General features: G+C 49.1%; 16 protein-coding genes. 4 read left to right on the forward strand and 12 right to left on the reverse strand.

Features of this window, described 5'->3' with window-relative positions:
• The first annotated feature begins 31 nt into the window (after window positions 1-31).
• Complete coding sequence (locus tag AC566Q_RS15310) at window positions 32-757, forward strand: hypothetical protein (RefSeq protein ID WP_499607731.1); 726 nt, start codon at window positions 32-34, stop codon at window positions 755-757.
• 36 nt (window positions 758-793) lie between these two features.
• Here AC566Q_RS15310 and AC566Q_RS15315 read toward each other — a convergent pair whose 3' ends face one another.
• Window positions 794-1,198, reverse strand: coding sequence for a rhodanese-like domain-containing protein (locus AC566Q_RS15315; RefSeq protein ID WP_499607734.1), 405 nt, complete (start codon window positions 1,196-1,198; stop codon window positions 794-796).
• Between the two features lie 185 nt (window positions 1,199-1,383).
• On the opposite strand from AC566Q_RS15315, the gene AC566Q_RS15320 reads away from it, so the two are divergent.
• Window positions 1,384-2,043, forward strand: coding sequence for a hypothetical protein (locus AC566Q_RS15320; RefSeq protein ID WP_499607737.1), 660 nt, complete (start codon window positions 1,384-1,386; stop codon window positions 2,041-2,043).
• Window positions 2,044-2,046: 3 nt separating this feature from the next.
• Here AC566Q_RS15320 and AC566Q_RS15325 read toward each other — a convergent pair whose 3' ends face one another.
• The gene (locus AC566Q_RS15325) at window positions 2,047-3,351 is read right to left on the reverse strand and encodes a methyl-accepting chemotaxis protein (RefSeq protein WP_499607740.1); all 1,305 of its coding nucleotides are present in this window, start codon (window positions 3,349-3,351) and stop codon (window positions 2,047-2,049) included.
• A 115-nt stretch (window positions 3,352-3,466) separates the two neighbouring features.
• A complete protein-coding gene (gene miaE / locus AC566Q_RS15330) occupies window positions 3,467-4,228 on the reverse strand; it encodes a tRNA isopentenyl-2-thiomethyl-A-37 hydroxylase MiaE (RefSeq protein ID WP_499617522.1) in 762 nt (253 codons plus the stop codon).
• 195 nt (window positions 4,229-4,423) lie between these two features.
• Between miaE and AC566Q_RS15335 the strand changes: the two genes are divergently transcribed.
• Both AC566Q_RS15335 and AC566Q_RS15340 read left to right on the forward strand, forming a co-directional pair.
• A complete protein-coding gene (locus tag AC566Q_RS15335) occupies window positions 4,424-5,374 on the forward strand; it encodes a lysylphosphatidylglycerol synthase domain-containing protein (RefSeq protein WP_499607743.1) in 951 nt (316 codons plus the stop codon).
• 157 nt (window positions 5,375-5,531) lie between these two features.
• Complete coding sequence (locus AC566Q_RS15340; RefSeq protein ID WP_105935084.1) at window positions 5,532-6,131, forward strand: Yip1 family protein; 600 nt, start codon at window positions 5,532-5,534, stop codon at window positions 6,129-6,131.
• Window positions 6,132-6,879: 748 nt separating this feature from the next.
• Here AC566Q_RS15340 and purF read toward each other — a convergent pair.
• The 9 genes from purF to AC566Q_RS15385 form a co-directional block, all read right to left on the reverse strand.
• On the reverse strand, window positions 6,880-8,400 hold the full coding sequence (gene purF, locus AC566Q_RS15345; protein WP_105933926.1) for an amidophosphoribosyltransferase: 1,521 nt from the start codon (window positions 8,398-8,400) through the stop codon (window positions 6,880-6,882).
• Between the two features lie 13 nt (window positions 8,401-8,413).
• Window positions 8,414-8,902 (reverse strand): CvpA family protein, encoded by a 489-nt coding sequence (locus AC566Q_RS15350; RefSeq protein WP_105933927.1) that lies wholly within the window; start codon window positions 8,900-8,902, stop codon window positions 8,414-8,416.
• A 164-nt stretch (window positions 8,903-9,066) separates the two neighbouring features.
• Entirely contained in the window at window positions 9,067-9,672 is a 606-nt protein-coding gene (locus tag AC566Q_RS15355) for an SPOR domain-containing protein (RefSeq protein WP_105933928.1), read from the reverse strand.
• Window positions 9,673-9,686: 14 nt separating this feature from the next.
• A complete protein-coding gene (gene folC / locus AC566Q_RS15360) occupies window positions 9,687-10,925 on the reverse strand; it encodes a bifunctional tetrahydrofolate synthase/dihydrofolate synthase (protein WP_105933929.1) in 1,239 nt (412 codons plus the stop codon).
• Window positions 10,926-10,945: 20 nt separating this feature from the next.
• Window positions 10,946-11,791, reverse strand: coding sequence for an acetyl-CoA carboxylase, carboxyltransferase subunit beta (accD, locus tag AC566Q_RS15365; RefSeq protein WP_105933930.1), 846 nt, complete (start codon window positions 11,789-11,791; stop codon window positions 10,946-10,948).
• Window positions 11,792-12,047: 256 nt separating this feature from the next.
• Window positions 12,048-12,839: a tRNA pseudouridine(38-40) synthase TruA gene (gene truA, locus AC566Q_RS15370; RefSeq protein ID WP_105933931.1), complete on the reverse strand. Its 792-nt coding sequence runs from the start codon at window positions 12,837-12,839 to the stop codon at window positions 12,048-12,050.
• 140 nt (window positions 12,840-12,979) lie between these two features.
• Complete coding sequence (locus AC566Q_RS15375; protein WP_499607750.1) at window positions 12,980-14,386, reverse strand: M28 family peptidase; 1,407 nt, start codon at window positions 14,384-14,386, stop codon at window positions 12,980-12,982.
• A 153-nt stretch (window positions 14,387-14,539) separates the two neighbouring features.
• A complete protein-coding gene (locus AC566Q_RS15380) occupies window positions 14,540-14,926 on the reverse strand; it encodes a hypothetical protein (RefSeq protein ID WP_499607753.1) in 387 nt (128 codons plus the stop codon).
• Window positions 14,927-14,951: 25 nt separating this feature from the next.
• Complete coding sequence (locus AC566Q_RS15385; protein ID WP_499607756.1) at window positions 14,952-18,455, reverse strand: FimV/HubP family polar landmark protein; 3,504 nt, start codon at window positions 18,453-18,455, stop codon at window positions 14,952-14,954.
• Between the last annotated feature and the right edge of the window lie 263 nt (window positions 18,456-18,718).

Consider the following 18,718-nt stretch of genomic DNA (forward strand, 5'->3'; position numbering starts at 1 on the left):
CCCTACTTTGGTTAAAAAAGAGATACCTAAGATGTACAAAACGATTTTTACGCTTTTCGCCTTTTGTTTTGCCGCGCTGAGCTTTGCACAGAGCTGTGAAATCAAGGCTAACGCCCTGGTTGCACGCTACACCGTAAATACTCACAACGCCCGGGGTGAACAACAAAAACGACTCGAACTGTGGCGAAACGAAGGGGTAGTCGCTCACCGCTATCCCCAAACACAAATTACTGAAGCCTGGGAGCTTGTAAATGCTTCCCTGATTAAGCCTACCCGCTATTTTGATGCGCATGCCAGAGCCATTGAATATCAGCCCGGAGAAAAAGTGCACGGTAAAAGCGAAACAAACTGGTCTTTCCGCAATCAGTTATTCAGCGATGAACTCATTGCCACCATGACAGAGACCAGCCGGACTGGCAGTGGTTGTAATACATTAATTACTTTTGAACGAGAGGATAATGGCACCAGACTCACCTTGATTTGGCAGCCGGCACTCAAACTGGCTACTTCATTCACGGCAGAATCAACTCACCAGTCAGTTCACTGGACACTCACAAACACTGAGTTTGATAAACAACAAATTGAGCAATTTTTTGCTGAGCGCTACGCTTATCAAAGCACCGATTTTGCAGATATAGGCGACGACCATACCGACCCGTTTTTAACCAGAATGGTCCACCAGGGGTTTATTGAAAAAGCGGCTTCCGGTTACTACAACAGTGATGGCGACGCGCTGCAAGGCGGTCACCAGCACTAATTTTACTAACAAGTTGCTGAGCATCAAGCTCGGCAACTAGTGACTGACTGCGCGTTTGTCGGCAACCGGCAGGCCTGCACCCATCCAGTTCTTAAAACCGCCTTCTAAGTGGCAAACGTTATCCATGCCCATTTGTTGAAGTGTTAGCGTGGCCAGCGCAGAACGCCAGGCCGACTGACAATAAAGAATCAACGGGCCAGACTGACCAAACACCTCACGGTAATAAGGGCTGTCCGGATCAACCCAAAACTCGAGCATACCACGCGGCGCGTGAACGGCTTCAGGGATCATACCGTCACGTTCTAATTCGCGAATGTCTCTGATATCAACAAAACAGGCTTCACTTAACTCATACAGCTCCCTGGCATCTTCCAACGGGATTGTTTTTATTTGCTGCATCGCTTCATCAAGCAATGCTTTATAACCTTTACTGATCGCCATCTGCACTATTCCGGATTTCTAAAACTCAGAGTCTAACCAGCAGACTGATTCCCGACAACAAGACCTTAGTGGTATAGCCGAACTGGCGGTTTACTACTGATGTGCTATAAACCAAAGGGTGTGGATTGTTTATCTGGCAGCCCCCTCTACCTTTTAGGACGGCCGCGACATCAGGGAAGGAGACAATGTCGGTATTTCTGTTTACCCAGGCTTATTTTATTTATAGCGTGCCTATTCTCGTTGGGTTAATGCTGTGTACCATAGAAAGCCTGTTTCTGCTGCGCGGTAAATCGCTTTTTGGTTTACTGGATATGCCGCAGCAATTCGGTCAGCCGGAATTAACTCCCTATCACGTTGTTCCGCACATTCTAAAGTTATACGAAGTCACCATTGTCTTCTGGTTGATGGTGTTTTTTATCACTTTTGGCACCAGCGGCATGCTGATCCAGCGCTTGTACTTTGCCTACTGGCAGGCTTATGCCCCCCAGGCCATATTGTTCCCTGTATCGCTGATAATGGCAGCCACTGCTACTGCGGTGGTTATTCACCATCTGGCGCCACATTTACGCAGTTACAACAGCCTGCTTGCAAATCAAGAATATGCCGGGCGCATTGCTACTATCGTGGGCTACAGCGAGTTTCCGGGCGACGACGTTCATGCGACGGTCTTTGATCATAACCACCAGTTACAGAATATTACGGTTCAGGCAATGGAGGCCGGCGAGCGATTACTGAACGGCGATAAGGTGGTGTTGGTTAAGCGCACTAATGAGTGCTGGCTGGCAACCCGCTACATTGCCATCGAACAGCACAGCCCTCAATACCGGGCGAAAATGAACCGCTGATTTCTACTGCCTGGATAGTTTGTCTACGGCACTGATGATCTGTTTGGAACCAGAGGCAATTTCACTCATCGAAGCTTTAGTTTCTTCCACACTCTGAGCTACTTCATTCAGGGTATCCAGCCCCTGCCTGATGGTACTCACAGCATGCTTGGTTGACTGATCGTTGCGGGAAAATACGGCCATGATCTCTTTGGTAGATTCGGTGGTGCGTGACGCCAGCTCCCGCACCTCATCAGCAACCACGGCAAATCCCCTGCCCTGCTCGCCGGCTCTCGCCGCTTCGATAGCAGCATTAAGTGCCAGTAAATTGGTTTGGTCAGCAATCGCACTGATAGCACTCACCATTTTATTCAGCTCGGTGGACTGTTGTTCCAGTTCACTGATTTCAGACGAAGCTTTGGTCATTTGCTCAGTAAGTGAAGCCAGTGAGGCCACGGTTTCGGTCATTAACTGCTGCCCATTATCCGCCTGCGCGCCGGTTTCAGCAGACATGGAAGAGGCTAGCTCCGCCGCCTCTTTTACCCGACATTCATTGTCTACCTGTTGGGTAACATTACTGGCAAATTTAATGACTTTGTATACTTTGCCGTCATCATTTATCACCGGGTTATATGACGCTTCAAGCCATACCGGGTTACCATGTTTATCAACCCGCTGAAAACGTCCGGAAATAAACTTACCCCGAGCCAGTGCATCCCAGGTTTGCTGATAATCAGGATCATCAGTCACCACCTTCGGGCAAAACATGCGATGATGCTTGCCGCGGATTTCATTTAGCGAATAACCGGTGGTTTGCAAGAACAAGGAATTGGCTTTGATGATCACACCGGTGGGCTCAAACTCAATAATCGCCATAGAACGGTCAAGCGCCTCAAGAATATCTTCGTTACTCATTGAGGATTGGGTGTCTACTTCCAGACGGGAGCCAAACACATCGATATGATCACACCCCCCCTGCGCAGAGTAATGCGGTTGAACAATGAGCTGCACTGAAGCGTGAGAATCCTCGGCCTTTAAATTGATACTACCGGACCAGTGACGGTGATTATTGATGGCATCAGATAAGTCGCGCAAGGCTTTGGATTTATGCTCGTGGTCGGCAACTAACGATATAAATGGTACTCCCACAGCTCTGCCTGCACGAGAGCCGAGCACACTTTCATTCTTACTACCACATACTTGTATCACGCTATCGGAGGTTAACTGCCAGTGCAGCAAGTCTTGTTTAAGGTTGTCTGAGGCGCGTTTATATTGAGCAAGCTCAGCCCGCAGGCTGGCAATTTCCGCTTTTAATTTCTGATTGAACATGGATAAAAGGGCTTAAAATAAAACTACATTTCGTTTGAGTATGGCACAAACCGGAGTATGCGCCATTTGCCTGCTTAAAAAGTATATATTATGAAAATCAAAGCGGATTGAAAATTTATACTGCCGGTGCACCACTGTGAAATTTAAAATCGTCATCAGAAGATGAAATCAATTCGGCTTCCACATCAGCAAAGAAGGCAACCCGCTCTGAAATATCAGAGCCAGCAATTTCTTCTGCCAGCGTTAAATAATCCTGATAGTGCCGGGCTTCTGAACGTAACAATGATACATAAAAATCACCCAGTCTTTTATCTACGTGAGGCGCCAGTGCCGCAAAACGCTCACAGGACCGGGCTTCAATGTAAGCACCGCAAATTAACTTATCGATAAGCGCCTGGGGCTCATAAGTACGCACATGACGCAGCATCCCCCGGGCATAACGACTGGAGCCAACCGATTCATAGGCAATGCCATACTCCTCCATAATTTCCAGCACCTGATAAAAATGGTGCAGCTCTTCTTTTATCAGCATGACCATTTTATCGATAAGATCCTGACTATACGGCGCACCGGATTTTGGCATCATAGACTTGGTGAGCTTTTCATGCTTGGCGAGTTCACGCCAGTCGCCCTGTTTACGATAGGTAAAATCCTCAAACGGTTTTAGCCAGGCCAGTAGTGCATCACCACTTGCCTTATCCACGGCATATTTGCGGATAAGATACATGGCTGATTGCGCGGCTTTCAATTCGCACACCAGATGATCAAGCAGGACAACGGGCAGGTTCTCCCGTTTCTTAGCCTCGTCTATCCAGCTTTGTGGCGTGGGGCATTTTAAAAATGCATTGATGGGTGATAGTAATTCATTCACCTGAATATCTCTGACCTTTTATATGCGTAGTTAATAATAAACTTCGTTAGTTTATCACACCGTTTGCCACTGAAATTAGTCTCAGAAAGTATAATCTTTCACTAATTGATAAATCATTCACGGCCGGAGAGCCTTTCAGATATAGTGTAAATTGGGCAAGTTATCTGACTAGTCTCTTATCTCATTGAAATACTAAAACTAATGAAACGTACTATTAAAATTCTCTTGCCCTTAGCTCTGTTAATCCTAACGATTATAGCGGTTGAAAAGTTCGTTGGCTGGCATACCATTGTACGCGGCTTTAATGATTTACCAGGCAATTATTTATCAGCGGCAATGGGGTTAATGGTATTTTCCTACGTGCTTCGGACCTGGCGTATTCAGGTAAGCCTCACTATAAAGGGCCACTTTAGTGAACTGTTTAAACTATCACTAACCCATAATATCCTGAATATTATGATGCCCATGCGTACCGGTGAAGCCAGTTTCCCTATCTTCATGAAAGCGCAGTTTAATGTGCCAATGTTAACCGCCTCTCTGCATCTGATTATGTTCAGGTTACTGGATTTACTTTGCCTGCTTTGTATTGGCGGTGTGCTGCTATTATGGCAAGACTTTCCGCTCTTCTCACTCGCCATCTGCGGATTATTTGTCCTGGCAATCAGGTATAGTGAGTTACTAAAATTGCTCACTCTGCGGTTAATTCGCAACAGTCATCAACCAGCTCTGGTAAAAATCAGAGACACACTTACACAACTTCCCACATCAGGAAAAACCTATTTTACCATCGCACTGCTGACACTCTGTTCCTGGCTGAGTAAATTAACGGCGTTTGTGTTAATTGTGCTGGGCATATCGGGCTTGTCGTTTCATACCGCATTACTGGGAATTGTGGGGGCTGATCTGTCATCGGTATTACCCATTCACGGTGTCGCGGGCAGCGGCACATTTGAGGGAGCCTTTATTCTGGCAGCAGAAATTGATGGTATCAGTAATCTACAGTCGAGTTTTCCGCAGTTACTCGAAGCCAGTGTTCAGTTACATGTTTTCCTGCTCGGCAGTGCCGCATCAATCTATGCTATGAGCCTTCTACTGGCTTCACTTATGCCATTGCTAAAACCCTCAGCGGTGGCAGAGAAAAAACAGCCATAAACACCGCTGGCTTATCTGCCTTGGGTTTTGGCCTGCTCTGTTTAATTTATCAACAAAATCTATTGACTTAATTTTCGCTTTGGATAAAACTGAAAATGTTGATTATTTGTTAAATAAATAACAAATTAAAAACATTCTCAGCACTGAGGGAAAGATTATGATCCTGAACCACCTGTGGGGTATTTACACCCACCCAAAAGAAGAATGGCAAGCTATTGATAAACGCCACGAAAACTATTTCTACGCGTTAAGCCACATAGCCATCATTGCACTGATCCCAGCGATTGTCGGGTATTATTCGGCAGCACATTTAGGCTGGAGCGTTGGCGCAGGTGAGTTGATCAAACTCACCCAACAGAGTGCCATGGCCATGAGTGTGGCAATGTATTTTGGCCTGATTGCGGGCGTTATTGCTTTAGCAGCCCTGATGCATGAACTAGCAAAAGCGTTTGATACCTCACCTACTTACACCCAGTCTCTGGAGTTGGCAGCCTATACGGCCACGCCTTTATTTATGGTTGGCTTCGCCGGCCTGTATCCTGAATTATGGTTTCTCATGTCGGTGGGGCTGGTAGGCTTATCCTATTCGGTTTACCTGCTGTATTCTGGTGTACCAATTATGATGCACATCCCGGAAGAAAAAGGCTTTATCTATTCAAGCTCGGTGGTAACCTGCGGTCTGGTGCTGTTAGTGATCCTGATGGCAAGTTCAGTGATTTTATGGAGCATGGGCCTTGGCCCGATTTATATGCACTAGCCTCCCTTCTTCAACGATCGAGTAGGAGGGAGTTTCGCAACTCCCGTCCTCTCACACCACCGGGCATACGGTTCCGTACCACGGCGGTTCCTGTCTGTATTGACCATAGTCAATACCTGAGTCTGTTTCGTTCATCGTGTCGCCGCTTTATCGTTTAGAACTCCGCAAACACCGCCCAGGTTTCCGACCCTTCTTGTATATTTGTCCCGGAGCAATGATTCTTCATTGCCTTGTGTCCCGATAACGCGAGAGCACGCGTGACTTGCCGCTCGTGACAGGTTCAGCCCTTCGTGCTATCGGTTTCATAGCACTACTACGGCGTCTGCTGACTTCTGATATTCCATCCCGACACCTCGCGATGTCAGTAGCTCTATAGCAGAATATCAGACCTCCCGGGGTAATTCGCGCGACCTTCCTGCTTATGCCTGTCGGCTCTACGTTGCTGCATTCCGTGCAAGTATTGGGCTTTAGTGATAATGGCCACCTCACCCTGCAACAACGCCTAAACCGCTTCCTGTTCGTCAGGCCAGCATTTTGCCTTCGGCTTCCTTCAGATTTCACCTCACGATGAACACCCTTGCCGTTCGGCTAGCACTTCCCCTTGCCGGGTGTGCAGAGGACTTCCACCTCCAAGTCATCAACTCACCACCACAGTGAGTCGAACAGTGCTAAAGCACTACGCGCCATGCCCGGCGCACCATTAAAAAAGCCGTTCATGTGAACGGCTTTTTAGTATCTGCGCTACCAGTTACGCTTCGAAGTTATGCATATCCAGGTTGGATAATTCAGCCTGAACAACCGGCGCCTTTCTGGCCTGATCGTTACGGGCCGCATCGATGCGTTCCAGGTATGCCTGGTCTACGTCACCGGTAATGTAGTTGCCATCGAATACCGAAGTTTCAAAGCGTGAAATTTGCGGATTCTCGTGCTGAACGGCAGCAACCAGGTCGGAGATATCCTGGAAGATCAGACCGTCAGCCTGGATCAAATCAGAAATCTGGTCAATCTCACGGCCATAGGCAATCAGTTCGTTAGCTGATGGCATATCGATACCGTACACATTCGGGAAACGAATCTCAGGTGCTGCAGAAGCGAAATAAACCTTCTTCGCGCCCGACTCACGAGCCATCTCGATGATTTGGCCGGAAGTGGTACCACGAACAATGGAATCGTCAACCAGTAGTACATTTTTGCCTTTAAATTCAGAGGAAATCGCGTTCAGCTTACGGCGAACCGATTTCTTACGCTGAGTCTGGCCAGGCATAATAAACGTACGGCCAATGTAGCGGTTTTTAACGAAGCCCTGACGATAAGGTAAATCAAGGGTAATGGCAATTTGTAGCGCCACATCCATAGAAGTTTCCGGAATTGGGATTACCACGTCGATATCAAGGTCGGCCCATTCCCGGGCAATCTTTTCACCGAGCTTTTTACCCATGTTTACGCGGGAGGCGTACACAGAAATACCGTCAATGAACGAGTCAGGACGGGCAAAGTATACAAACTCAAAGATACACGGTGAAGTCAGTGGCGTCTGGGCGCACTGTTGGGTGAACAACTCGCCCGCTTCGGTGATAAATACGGCTTCGCCCGGTGCTACGTCACGAATAAACTGAAAACCTACGGCATCCAGTGCAACACTCTCAGAGGCAACCATATATTCTTCGCCCATTTCGGTAATACGCTTGCCCAGCGCCAGCGGTCGAATACCATTGGGATCGCGAAATGCCACAACACCCAAACCAATAATTGCCGCCACACAGGCGTAAGCGCCGCGGGCTTTATTGTGAACATTAGTGACCACTTCGAAGATATCTTTGGGTGACACTGTCAGCCCGGTGGTCCGCTGTGATAACTCGTGGGCAAAAATGTTCATCAGAATCTCTGAGTCTGATGTGGTATTGATATGCCGGCGCGCTATTTTGGCGACTTCGATTTGTAAATCGAGGGCATTGGTGAGGTTACCGTTGTGGGCAAACGCCATCCCGAAAGGAGAGTTGACATAAAACGGCTGAGCTTCTGCGGAACTGGAAGAACCGGCAGTGGGATAGCGACAATGGCCAATCCCCATATTCCCAGTAAGGCGCTTCATATGACGGGTGTGAAACACATCCCGAACCAGTCCATTGTCTTTACGCAGATTAAATACACCGTTGTCGATCGTCATGATACCAGCCGCATCCTGACCACGGTGCTGTAAAACGGTTAAACAGTCATAGAGTGACTGAGCAACTGGTGTTTTACCAACTATTCCGACAATACCACACATGTAGGTTACCTATTTAAGCGGGAGTTAAAAAACTGGAGCTGTCTTTTACGTAACTAAAAAACCACTCAATAATCATTGCAAATTCCGGCACTAGCACCGACTCACCCCACCAGTCTGATGAGGCCGAAGGCGTAAATGTATCCAGGAAAAATAATAGCGCACTTACGATCAGAATGCCGCGCAATGCGCCGAAAACTGCACCGAGTGCTCTGTCGGTGCCAGACAGGCCGGTGGCCTGAACCAGTTGACTGATGGTGTAATTCAACAAGGCTCCGAGCAATAGTGTTGCCACAAAGAGAGCGGCGATGGCCGCGCCGTTACGGATAAGTTCGTCGCTGATGCGCGTGAAGTAAACGGCAAGGTCGGCATAAAACTGGCTGGCAACAAACATGGCAGCAAACCAGACTGCCAGTGATATAGCTTCTTTGACGAAGCCACGCACGAGACTGATTAGCGTGGAGAGCGCTATCACACCTAAAATCGTGTAATCCAGCCAATTCATTTGAAGATTCTTACCCGTCCTGTTAACGATGTGTCGGGCTGTAGAACCAAACCCCATCGCGTCAAATTCGCGCGCATTCTACCAGAAGTCAGCCTGATTACCAGTGCCGAAATTTTATCCAGTCACCGGCTGTCAACAATTCTGTCCTGAATGAGCCTGTTGATTTAGCTGTTTACACTGAAACGGGTTACTTTGCCTCGTAAGCCGGTTAATTCCTGAAGGTGAGATATGGCACCATCCAGTTCGCGTTTGTTCAGGTTGGGCCCTACAAATACTTTGGTTAACGGCCCGGAACTGGTTTCGATAGGCCGGCTGAACGCACGGTAACCCGCGCTTTCCAGCTTATCCAGTAATTGCTTCACGTTTTTCTGATGCCTGAAACTGCCTAGTTGAATCACCCAACTGTTATTTTGCTCAGATTCTTTCGGCGCTTCCACTACTGTCTGGCGCGCCAGATCATCATTAGGCGAATTATTCACCTGAGCCGTGCTGTCGCTGCTTGTCTCCGGCGCAGACTCAACCGGACTATCTGGCTCATCAACCGGCTTTTCGTTAACAATTTCAACCGGGCGCTGCGCAGAGGCCACCACCCGTTCATCAGGAAAAGGTTCAGGGTTTACAATAGGCTTCTTGGCTGGTGCCGCCGGAACATTAACAAACACGTCCCCGTTGCTGGATTTTTTACCGTCCAGCATGTCTGGTAATATGATTACCGCTACTGCTACCAAAATAACAGTGCCCACCAACCTGTTCTTTAACGCTGCCGCCACTAATTGTGATCCTGTTATGAGTTTTGTGTATTGTGCGGTAACGCCAGGATATCTGCAACTGTATGAAAAGAACCTACCACTAAAATAAGGTCTTCGCTTTGTGCATCCTGACGAGCAGCCTCATAAGCCTCGGTCACAGCCGGGAACAAACGCGTTGGGGTATTTTCAACGGCTGCCGCCAGTTTTTCTGCTGACAATCCACGAGGACCATGTGTTGAAGCAAAGTACCACTGCGGCGCGAAACGCTTAAAAGGGGCCAGCGAAGCCGCTGGCGCTTTGTCGTTGAGCATCGCCACCACAATATGTACCTGCTCAAATGTTTTGCTATCGAGCCACTCAGCGAGTGATTCGGTGGCCTGGGGGTTATGACCAACATCCAGATAGGTAGCCGGCTGTGAGGCAATCAGTTGACGACGCCCCGGCAACTGCGTATTGGCAACGGCCTGTTGCATGATCGCATCACTTACGATGAAACCAGCATGTTTGAGTATAGCCAGCGCCGTAGCGACATTGTTCAGCGGAATAGCGGTATCTGATAGTGCTAAAGTCTGCTCTGCAGCCCTAAAGGTAACAGCACCATCAGTACTGCGGGCAATACTAAATTCCTGATTCTGCCACCAGGCATCTGCATTCAGAGCCTTAACCGCCTCGCGCAGTGTATGCGGGGGCTCAGGTTCGCCAATCACTACTTTACCGCCATAGCGAATAATACCGGCTTTTTCTACGGCAATCTTTTCCCGCGTATCACCCAGCCAGTCCTGGTGATCAAGGCCAATACTGGTTATCACCGCGCAATCAGGGGTAATAATATTGGTGGCATCCAGCCGTCCGCCAAGACCAACCTCAAGCACAACCACATCGAGCTCTGCCGCCATCAACATCAACATAGCGGCCAGCGTACCAAACTCAAAATAAGTTAAGCTGATATCACCACGGGCTTGTTCCACTTGTTCAAAAGCATCACAAAAGGCATCAGCGTCGGGTAACGCACCGTTAATACGAACACGTTCACGGTAATCGAGTAAATGCGGTGAGCTGTATACGCCCACTGTCTGGCCTTCAATTAACAAGGCATTCTCAATCAGTGCAGACGTAGTGCCCTTGCCATTGGTACCACCAACGGTGATAACCCGGGCGTCGAAACGAAGATTAAGCCGAAGGGCTACTTCATTTACGCGGTCCAGTCCCATATCAATAGCGCTGGGATGAATGGACTCAAGATACTCGAGCCATTCCGGCAGTGTTTTACGCATAGGAATTGAAAAGCCCTGAATTAATCAGGGCGATGTAATTTGGCCAGCACACCGTACAGCTTATCGCGCATTTCACGACGATCCACAATCATATCGATAGCGCCTTTTTCCAGCAGAAACTCGCTGCGCTGGAAGCCTTCAGGCAGTTTTTCACGAACAGTCTGTTCGATAACCCGTGGGCCGGCAAAGCCGATTAAAGCTTTGGGTTCGGCTACGTTAATATCGCCGAGCATCGCTAAACTGGCCGATACGCCGCCCATGGTCGGGTCAGTCATCACAGAAATATAGGGCAATCCTTTTTCGCTCAGTTTGGCCAGCGCCGCTGAGGTTTTAGCCATTTGCATCAACGACAGCAACGCTTCCTGCATTCGTGCACCACCACTGGCGGAAAAACATACCAGCGGGCAATTAGCGGCAATGGCCGCATTCACTGCAGCAACAAAGCGAGCGCCAACCACTGACGCCATAGAACCACCCATAAACGCAAACTCAAAACTGGCAACCACAATCGGCATGCCTTTCAGTTTGCCCTGCATAACGATTAACGCATCTTTCTCGTTAGTCGACTTCTGAGCTGCGGTAATACGATCTTTATAGCGCTTGGAGTCTTTAAACTTCAGCACGTCCTGCGGCTCAAGGTCACCGGCTAGCTCCTGACGGTCTCCGGCATCGAGGAACGCATCCAGACGACGGCGGGCACCAATACGCATATGGTTGTCACATTTAGGACAAACTTCCAGTTGCTTTTCCAGGTCCTGCTTATACAGCACGGCCTGACAGCCATTACATTTCGTCCATATACCTTCAGGAACGTTACCTTTGGTAGAAGTTTGTGTCTTTGGAAGAATTTTTTGTATCCAGCTCATGCCAGAGATGTCCTTTTAGCTAACCTGTTACACCCGGCTTTTTATACTTGTTCGTGCCCGGCACAGGATGATGAAATAATAAACGATGGATTATATCCGCATATGGCGACATATTAGAGCATATTCAACGCAATAGCGAAAAATAAAACTGGTCTAAGAAGTACGAATATTTATACGTATAAACGGCTTTATTGGCATGGCCTAATGAATTTTGCTGTTAATTTCGTCAAAGGCCTGCCAGACAACCCGACGACGCTTAATTGTCCGGCAAAAACAGTGGGCCCAGCATTGCTCGCGGCAAACCGTAGGAGGCGGGATAATCCACATCCACCAGATATAAACCGTTGGGCTTTGCTGTAGCAGCGGCCTGCGTGCGGTCTTTGCCAACCAGCAAGGTAGCAATCCAGTCGAGAGGCTGATGGCCGCTGCCAATTTCTACCAGCGAACCCACAATATTACGCACCATGTGATGTAAAAATGCATTGGCACTGATATCCACAATCACATAGCAGCCCTGGCGGGTAACGGTGACTTTGGTGACATTTCTAAATGGCGTTTTAGACTGGCAAAGCGATGCTCTGAAAGCGCTGAAGTCCTGCTCACCCAGTAATGCCTGAGCCGCCTCATGCATGCGTTTTTCGTCCAAATCGCGGTGCACATGGGTCACCCCGTGGTGCAAAATTGCCGGGCGCATTTTGTGGTTATAGATGATGTAACGATAACGCCTGCCAGTAGCCGAAAACCGCGCATGAAAGTCATCACTGACCTCAGTACACCACTTCACGGCAACGGAATCTGGCAGATTTGCATTAACACCCATGGTCCAGGCTTTGAGTGGACGCGCTACATCACAGTCGAAATGCACCACCTGACCGGTTGCGTGAACGCCTGCATCGGTTCGTCCGGCGCACTGCACCTCAATAGTGGTGTTGGCGACTGTCGACAACGCTTTTTCTAAATAGCCCTGCACACTGGGCACTTCCTGCTGTCGTTGCCAGCCAAAGTGCTGGGCACCATCATATTCAATACCAAGGGCTATTCGGGTCATGTCTTCTGTTGCTTTGCGTTGCTATGAGGCGCGTAAGTTTACGTAAAGCGAAGCCGTTGGGCAATCCGGATAAACAGGAAGATTGGCATTTGCCGGCAAGTATTCAGGGCAAAGCAACTGCTCTGCCCCGCTGACTTACTTTACTGACGGTAGTCCACGCCACTGTTTGCGGCGTACCAGGCAAACAGGGTGTAAATGGTGGTATTCACTTTCAGGGCGTCCTGATCCACCTTATCGAGGGTGTCGTTTTCGGTGTGATGGTAGTCGAAATAATCGAGGCCATCCGGAGCAAAGTTAAACGCCGGCTGACCCGCTTCGCCCAGCAAGCTCATGTCCGACTGGCCTTTGGCAGTATTAGTACTTGCCAATCCAACGCCCATAGGAGCCAGATAGTTGGCAAAGTCACGCACAGAGGCCAGCGCCTGAGGCCCTACTCCCGGCTCCAGCTCATAAATGCGTCCGTTGCCGAAATCCCACTCGGCGCCAAGCATATGTTGCGACATGTCTGCTTTGTGTTGGGCCACATAATCGCGCACACCTACCAGCCCAATTTCTTCAGCCGCGAACAAAATAACCCGAATAGTACGCGCCGGACGCTGCTCCATTGTGGCAATGTAATGTCCGGCCGCCAGCACGATGCCAATACCAATACCATCATCAATAGCACCGGTACCTACGTCCCAACTGTCGATATGCGCGCCCAGTGTAATCAGCTCGTCAGGGGTTTCAGCGCCGGTCACCTCACCAATAACATTAGCAATAGTGACAGTGTCCCCTGTTGGGCCGCTGGCGCTGGTGTTTAATGAAAACGTGACAGGCTGCTCACGGCGTAACATATTTTCCAACAAATCCGCATCAGGGTTAGATAGGGCCACCGCCGGTATTTTTGCTATACCTTCTTCGTAGCGCATCATCCCGGTGTGACCAATACGGTCGGTGTCTGTACCTACCGAGCGCATAATAAACGCCAGCGCACCTTTTTTGGCCGCTGCCGAGGCGCCTGCCACTCTGGCACCAACCGCTTTACCATAGCCATGACCATCAATATGGCGTTCCATACGGTAACCAACATAAGCAATCTTGCCTTTAAGGCTTCCTTCCGGCGCAGCCTGTAGTGCGGTTAAATCGTCAAAATAGGCCACTTCGGCGTTAATGGCCTGGCCATTGGTACCCACACTGCCGCCCAGTGCGATAGCTACCACTTTGTGGGGGTAAGGCGCGGTGATGCTGGCCGTGAGATCGCCTCGCTGCCACAGTTGCGCCTGGCTTTCCTCAACCCACACTTTATCGAAACCCAGTGCCTTCATCTTCGCCATGGCCCAGTCGGTTGCCACATCGGCTCCCGGTGTGCCAACCATTCTGGCCCCCACTTCAGTGGTTAAGGACTCTACGATGTCATAAGAAAGGGTGGATGAACTAACATCCTGTTTAATGATGTCGAGTACTTCGGTTTGCACTGTCTGCCGCGCTTTGATACTCGGTGATGCCAGCCCGATGGCAGTTAGACCGATTGCCGCGGCTAACAGGGTGACTAATTTATTTTTCATTATTATCAGCGTCCATCGTTTGAAGTGTTATTTCCCGAATTTATTGTGCGCCAAATATAGAATGTAAAGAACGCCAATGCCACGACTGGCCGAAAAATTATGATGAAGGAAAAGGCGGTCTACTTTGGTAGCGTTAATTTTGGTAAGTACGCTTCAGGGCATCCGGTAGAGGGTGGTAAGTTCACCATCTGAACTTTTGAACGTAAACGTTTCAGCGGTTAGCTCAACGATTTCATCACACCAGAACTCACCAACGAAGTCGGTGATGGGGCTGGATTCGGTAATGGTAAGACAGGAAAAAGTGCCGAACTTAACCTTTACCTCGTAATCGGCCCGTACTTTATAGCTGAAGTCAGTCTCAGGATAAGTGCCCCACGATACCAGCGTGCTATCTTCAAGGTATTTATCGTAGCCCCAGAAAGTGTTGCCGCCATCTTCAGAATTGCCCCAGGTGCCAACCAGTAGTGAAGTATCTATCTGTCTGGCAAAGGTTCCGCAGGCAAAACTCAGTAACATCCCACAGACAAATAATTTCATCATTGGTTTAACCATTACATTGCCTGCACTACAAGGTATCGATGAGTTTTCTGGCTTCTGCCTGTTGCGCTTCAGAGCCTTTATTCATGACTTCTTCAAGCAACTCTTTCGCCGCCTCCGGATCATCCATTTCAATATAAACCCGGGCCAGGTCCAGGTTAGCGTTCTGTCCCGCATCTTTATCGATATCAAATACGTCATCGTCGTCGCTGACGCCGCTGAATTCAGACAAACTGACATTGAGGTCCAGATCTTTTTCATCTTCGGCCTCCGGCACATCGTCGGCCTGGGCCATGAGGGTTTCTACATCAACGTAGTCTTCCTCGGGCGTTGCAGGCTCTTCTGCCACCGGCTCAAAGCCTGAAGATTCTTCTTCTGTACTTTCTGGCTGTTCACTGAATAGCGCATTTAAATCAAGGTCTGGATTATCCAGTGCAAGCTCTTCGATTTCCTCTTCTGGCTTAGCTTCGTCCTCGTTATCAATGGCACCGAGCAACTCATCAAATTCGCTTTTATCCAGCTCATCCAGAATGGCTGCCTCTTCACCTGAATCGCTGTCGTGAAGCCACTCATCGAGGCCCGGCACATCCTCAAGCTCATCGAAATCACCCGGGCGACTGGAGCGCTCTTGCTGAGATTCGCTCTCTCCCGGTAATACGCCATCCTGCTCTTGTTCAAGTTCGAAGCTATCGATTTCACTCTCAAAATCTTCCAGTGCCTGTCCGAGAATATCGTCATCGATATCATCTGACTGCTCTGGTTCGGCAGATTCTGATTCACTGGATAACGACGGAATGTCATCCATCATCTGCCGATCAAATTCGGCCAGGGCTTGGTCTAATGCGTCATCACTCAGATCGTCACTGTTATCAGTATCTTCAGTTGGCTCTGGCTCTGGCTCTGGCTCTGGCTCTGGCTCTGGCTCTGGCTCTGGCTCTGGCTCTGGCTCTGGCTCTGGCTCTGGCTCTGGCTCTGGCTCTGGCTCTGGCTCTGGCTCGGCAGTGTCGATGTCTGGTAATTCCGGTTCAAGCTCTTCAGATAGTTCATCAGGCGTTTCTTCGGTGGTATCTTCCACCGTGACCTCTTCATCCGGGCTGTAAGCGGGTTCCGAGCTATCCAGTTCATCGAGTTCTTCGGTCAGCGCCTGGGTTTGTTCATCCTCATCGCCAGCATCATTTCCTTCGTTTTCTTCGGCACTCAATTCAGCCAGCAGGTCATCAGTTAACGGGTCGTCAAAATCTTGATTGTCTTCAGCCAGCGCTTCATCGATGTCAGACGTTTGCTCTTCATCCGGGGTAAGTGATGCCTCATCAGCTTCAACTTCCACCACATCATCATCTTCTTCGCTTTGCTCAAGTTCACTGAGCAACTCACGAGTGAGGTCATCCTCAAGGTCTGATTCATCGACGTCATCAGTCCCGGCATCCAGCGACGAGTCTTCCTTTCCTTCATCGTTTTCTGGCTCGTCTTCTGGGTCACCTTCAAGCTCTTTCAGCAGTTCGTCGGTTAAATCGTCACTGACTTCCTGCTCAAACTGCGCCTCATCGAATTCGTCTTCGCCTGAATCGGCAGTAGTTTCATCTGTAGAGTCTTCTTCCGGTAACTCGGCTTCGAGTTCTGCCAATAACTCATCGGATAACGGATCGTCAAAGGCATCGGCATTTTCGATGTTATCAAAGTCTATTTCATCGAGATCGTCGGTAATTTCATCAATACTCTGCAGTTTTGATTCATCACTTTCGGCGCTTTCAGATGCGGATGCGATGGCGTCGTCCAGCAGATCACCTTCTTCGTCATCTTCATCATCCAGATCGCCCGCCAAATCGCCCATCATTTCAATTTGGTCAATCTCACTGATAATGCTGTCAGTCAGGCGATCGAGAGCCTGTGACTGCTGGGTGATTTCATCATCCAGTTTTTCAAGCATTTCATCGCCTAGCGGACCATCGTCTACCGGTAGGTTGGCTTTTTCTTCTTCGCTGAGTTTATTCTCTTCCAGCAAATCATCTATTGAGATTTCCGGCGCCTCTTCCTCGTCAGTGTCGCCGGATCCGGCGGCCTCTGACGCACCCTGTTGTGCCGCTAAAATGGCATCGATATCATCGGCATCAGTAATGTCACCGCTGTCATCTTCTGCATCGGAGGTTGGTTCCGGAGTCGGTTCAGACTGATAAACCTGCTCCGGATCATCAAGTAACGCGGCCAGTTCTTCATCTGAAGTTTGCTCTGGTACGTCTGGTTCATCTTCTTCGACTTCTGCAGAAAAATCGGCCAGATCTTTATTGCCTTCATCCTCATCGAAGTTATCAAGTAAGTCATCATCATCAGACAGATCGATAGCGTCAACAGACTCCTGATTACTGAACTCATCATCAAACAGACTATCAAGGTCGTCCTGATCCAGTGCAGAGTCACCTTCCTCGAAGGACTCTTCCTTGGACTCATCCGGCACCAGCATGTCATCGTTAAGATCAGCAAAGCTGTCGTCGTCATTGAGTGACTCTTCCAGTTCTGTCGACAACACGTCATCGAGCAGATCGTCATCGTTGAACAGCTCTTCATCCGACAGCTCATCATCACCAAGCTCAGACTCCAGAGCAGTGGACAGATCGGCAATGCCCTCCTCAGGTTCAGGCGCAGACTCTTTTGGCGGCAGGGTAATTTCTTCTTCAGGCTTTGACTTGCGTTTCATTAACCACACAATCAGCCCGGCAATGGCAGAAAACGTTAATAAACCGGTTCCGGCTATCAGTGCCATGGGGCTGGTGAGGGCTTCCATAAACGAATTTGACTGCTCGGCTTCTTTAGCGGCCTTTTCGCTTAAAATCAGTTCTCGCAACTCACGCTGTAATGCCAGTTGCTCATCCACCTTCACTTCAACTTCATCATCAACGCGACCGCGCAAGGCACTGAGGTCTTCATTGATTTTCTCGATGCGTTCGTAAAGCTTACGGTTATCGTCTAACAGCATCTGCACACTGTCGATAGAGGCGGCAAATTGATCACGCAGTTGTTCAAACTGACGGGCCTGAGAGGCATCAATCTGGCTGAGCTGCTGCTCCAGTTGAGTTTTGGTTTGTGTCAGGTCATCCTGATTAACCAGGGGCACAGGTGGTTTAAGGTTATTCAGGCTGTCGCCGGGTTGATTCGCCATGCGGGCAAAGGCGGCGTCATCGGCTTCGGCTTTCTGACGGGCTTTCTCTTTATCGATACGGGCGATGTAGCGTTCGGATGGTAGCTTTAATGTTGCTCCATCTACCATCAGATTCAGGTTGTTTTGTTCAAAGGCATCGGGATTGAGCTCATAAATTGCCACCATCACCTGGTAAATAGACAGGTTAGGATTTTGCCGATAGCGGCTGGCTACCCGCCACAGGGTATCGTTGCCGTCGATAGGCCCGAACACCACGCCAGAATACTGGTTAGTTGCGTCTTTCGGCCCTCTGAGAGGCGTATTTTGTGCGGCAACCGGATCGCTGACTAAGCTGATCAACATCATCAGTAGTATGCAGCCGGTTAAATGCAATTTCATAGCGTTCCTTTTTTGCCCTCAAGCGTCATGTGCCGGATGTCATCATCACGGTTCACATTCGCGGTGCCAGCCCTTACATTAGCGCGCAAAGGCTGGCCTGTTTGTTGTTATGTTGGCAATTTTCCCCCGTAACTGCTGCGGGGACGGCTTTGGTGATTAACCTTGCCAGGTTTGTTTCACCTTGCTTCGTTGTAAGCCTTTATCAGCCAGTTTCTGGCTCTTTACACTTAGTAAAATATAAACCAGTTGCCCGGGTCGATCTA

The organism is Alteromonas sp. H02, from assembly GCF_059682525.1.

Coding starts and splice junctions, on each gene's coding strand:
- AC566Q_RS15310 (WP_499607731.1), top strand. CDS start 32: ATGTACAAAACGATTTTTACGCTTTTCGCCTTTTGTTTTGCCGCGCTG.
- AC566Q_RS15315 (WP_499607734.1), bottom strand. CDS start 1,198: ATGGCGATCAGTAAAGGTTATAAAGCATTGCTTGATGAAGCGATGCAG.
- AC566Q_RS15320 (WP_499607737.1), top strand. CDS start 1,384: ATGTCGGTATTTCTGTTTACCCAGGCTTATTTTATTTATAGCGTGCCT.
- AC566Q_RS15325 (WP_499607740.1), bottom strand. CDS start 3,351: ATGTTCAATCAGAAATTAAAAGCGGAAATTGCCAGCCTGCGGGCTGAG.
- AC566Q_RS15335 (WP_499607743.1), top strand. CDS start 4,424: ATGAAACGTACTATTAAAATTCTCTTGCCCTTAGCTCTGTTAATCCTA.
- AC566Q_RS15340 (WP_105935084.1), top strand. CDS start 5,532: ATGATCCTGAACCACCTGTGGGGTATTTACACCCACCCAAAAGAAGAA.
- purF (WP_105933926.1), bottom strand. CDS start 8,400: ATGTGTGGTATTGTCGGAATAGTTGGTAAAACACCAGTTGCTCAGTCA.
- AC566Q_RS15350 (WP_105933927.1), bottom strand. CDS start 8,902: ATGAATTGGCTGGATTACACGATTTTAGGTGTGATAGCGCTCTCCACG.
- folC (WP_105933929.1), bottom strand. CDS start 10,925: ATGCGTAAAACACTGCCGGAATGGCTCGAGTATCTTGAGTCCATTCAT.
- accD (WP_105933930.1), bottom strand. CDS start 11,791: ATGAGCTGGATACAAAAAATTCTTCCAAAGACACAAACTTCTACCAAA.
- truA (WP_105933931.1), bottom strand. CDS start 12,839: ATGACCCGAATAGCCCTTGGTATTGAATATGATGGTGCCCAGCACTTT.
- AC566Q_RS15375 (WP_499607750.1), bottom strand. CDS start 14,386: ATGAAAAATAAATTAGTCACCCTGTTAGCCGCGGCAATCGGTCTAACT.
- AC566Q_RS15380 (WP_499607753.1), bottom strand. CDS start 14,926: ATGATGAAATTATTTGTCTGTGGGATGTTACTGAGTTTTGCCTGCGGA.
- AC566Q_RS15385 (WP_499607756.1), bottom strand. CDS start 18,455: ATGAAATTGCATTTAACCGGCTGCATACTACTGATGATGTTGATCAGC.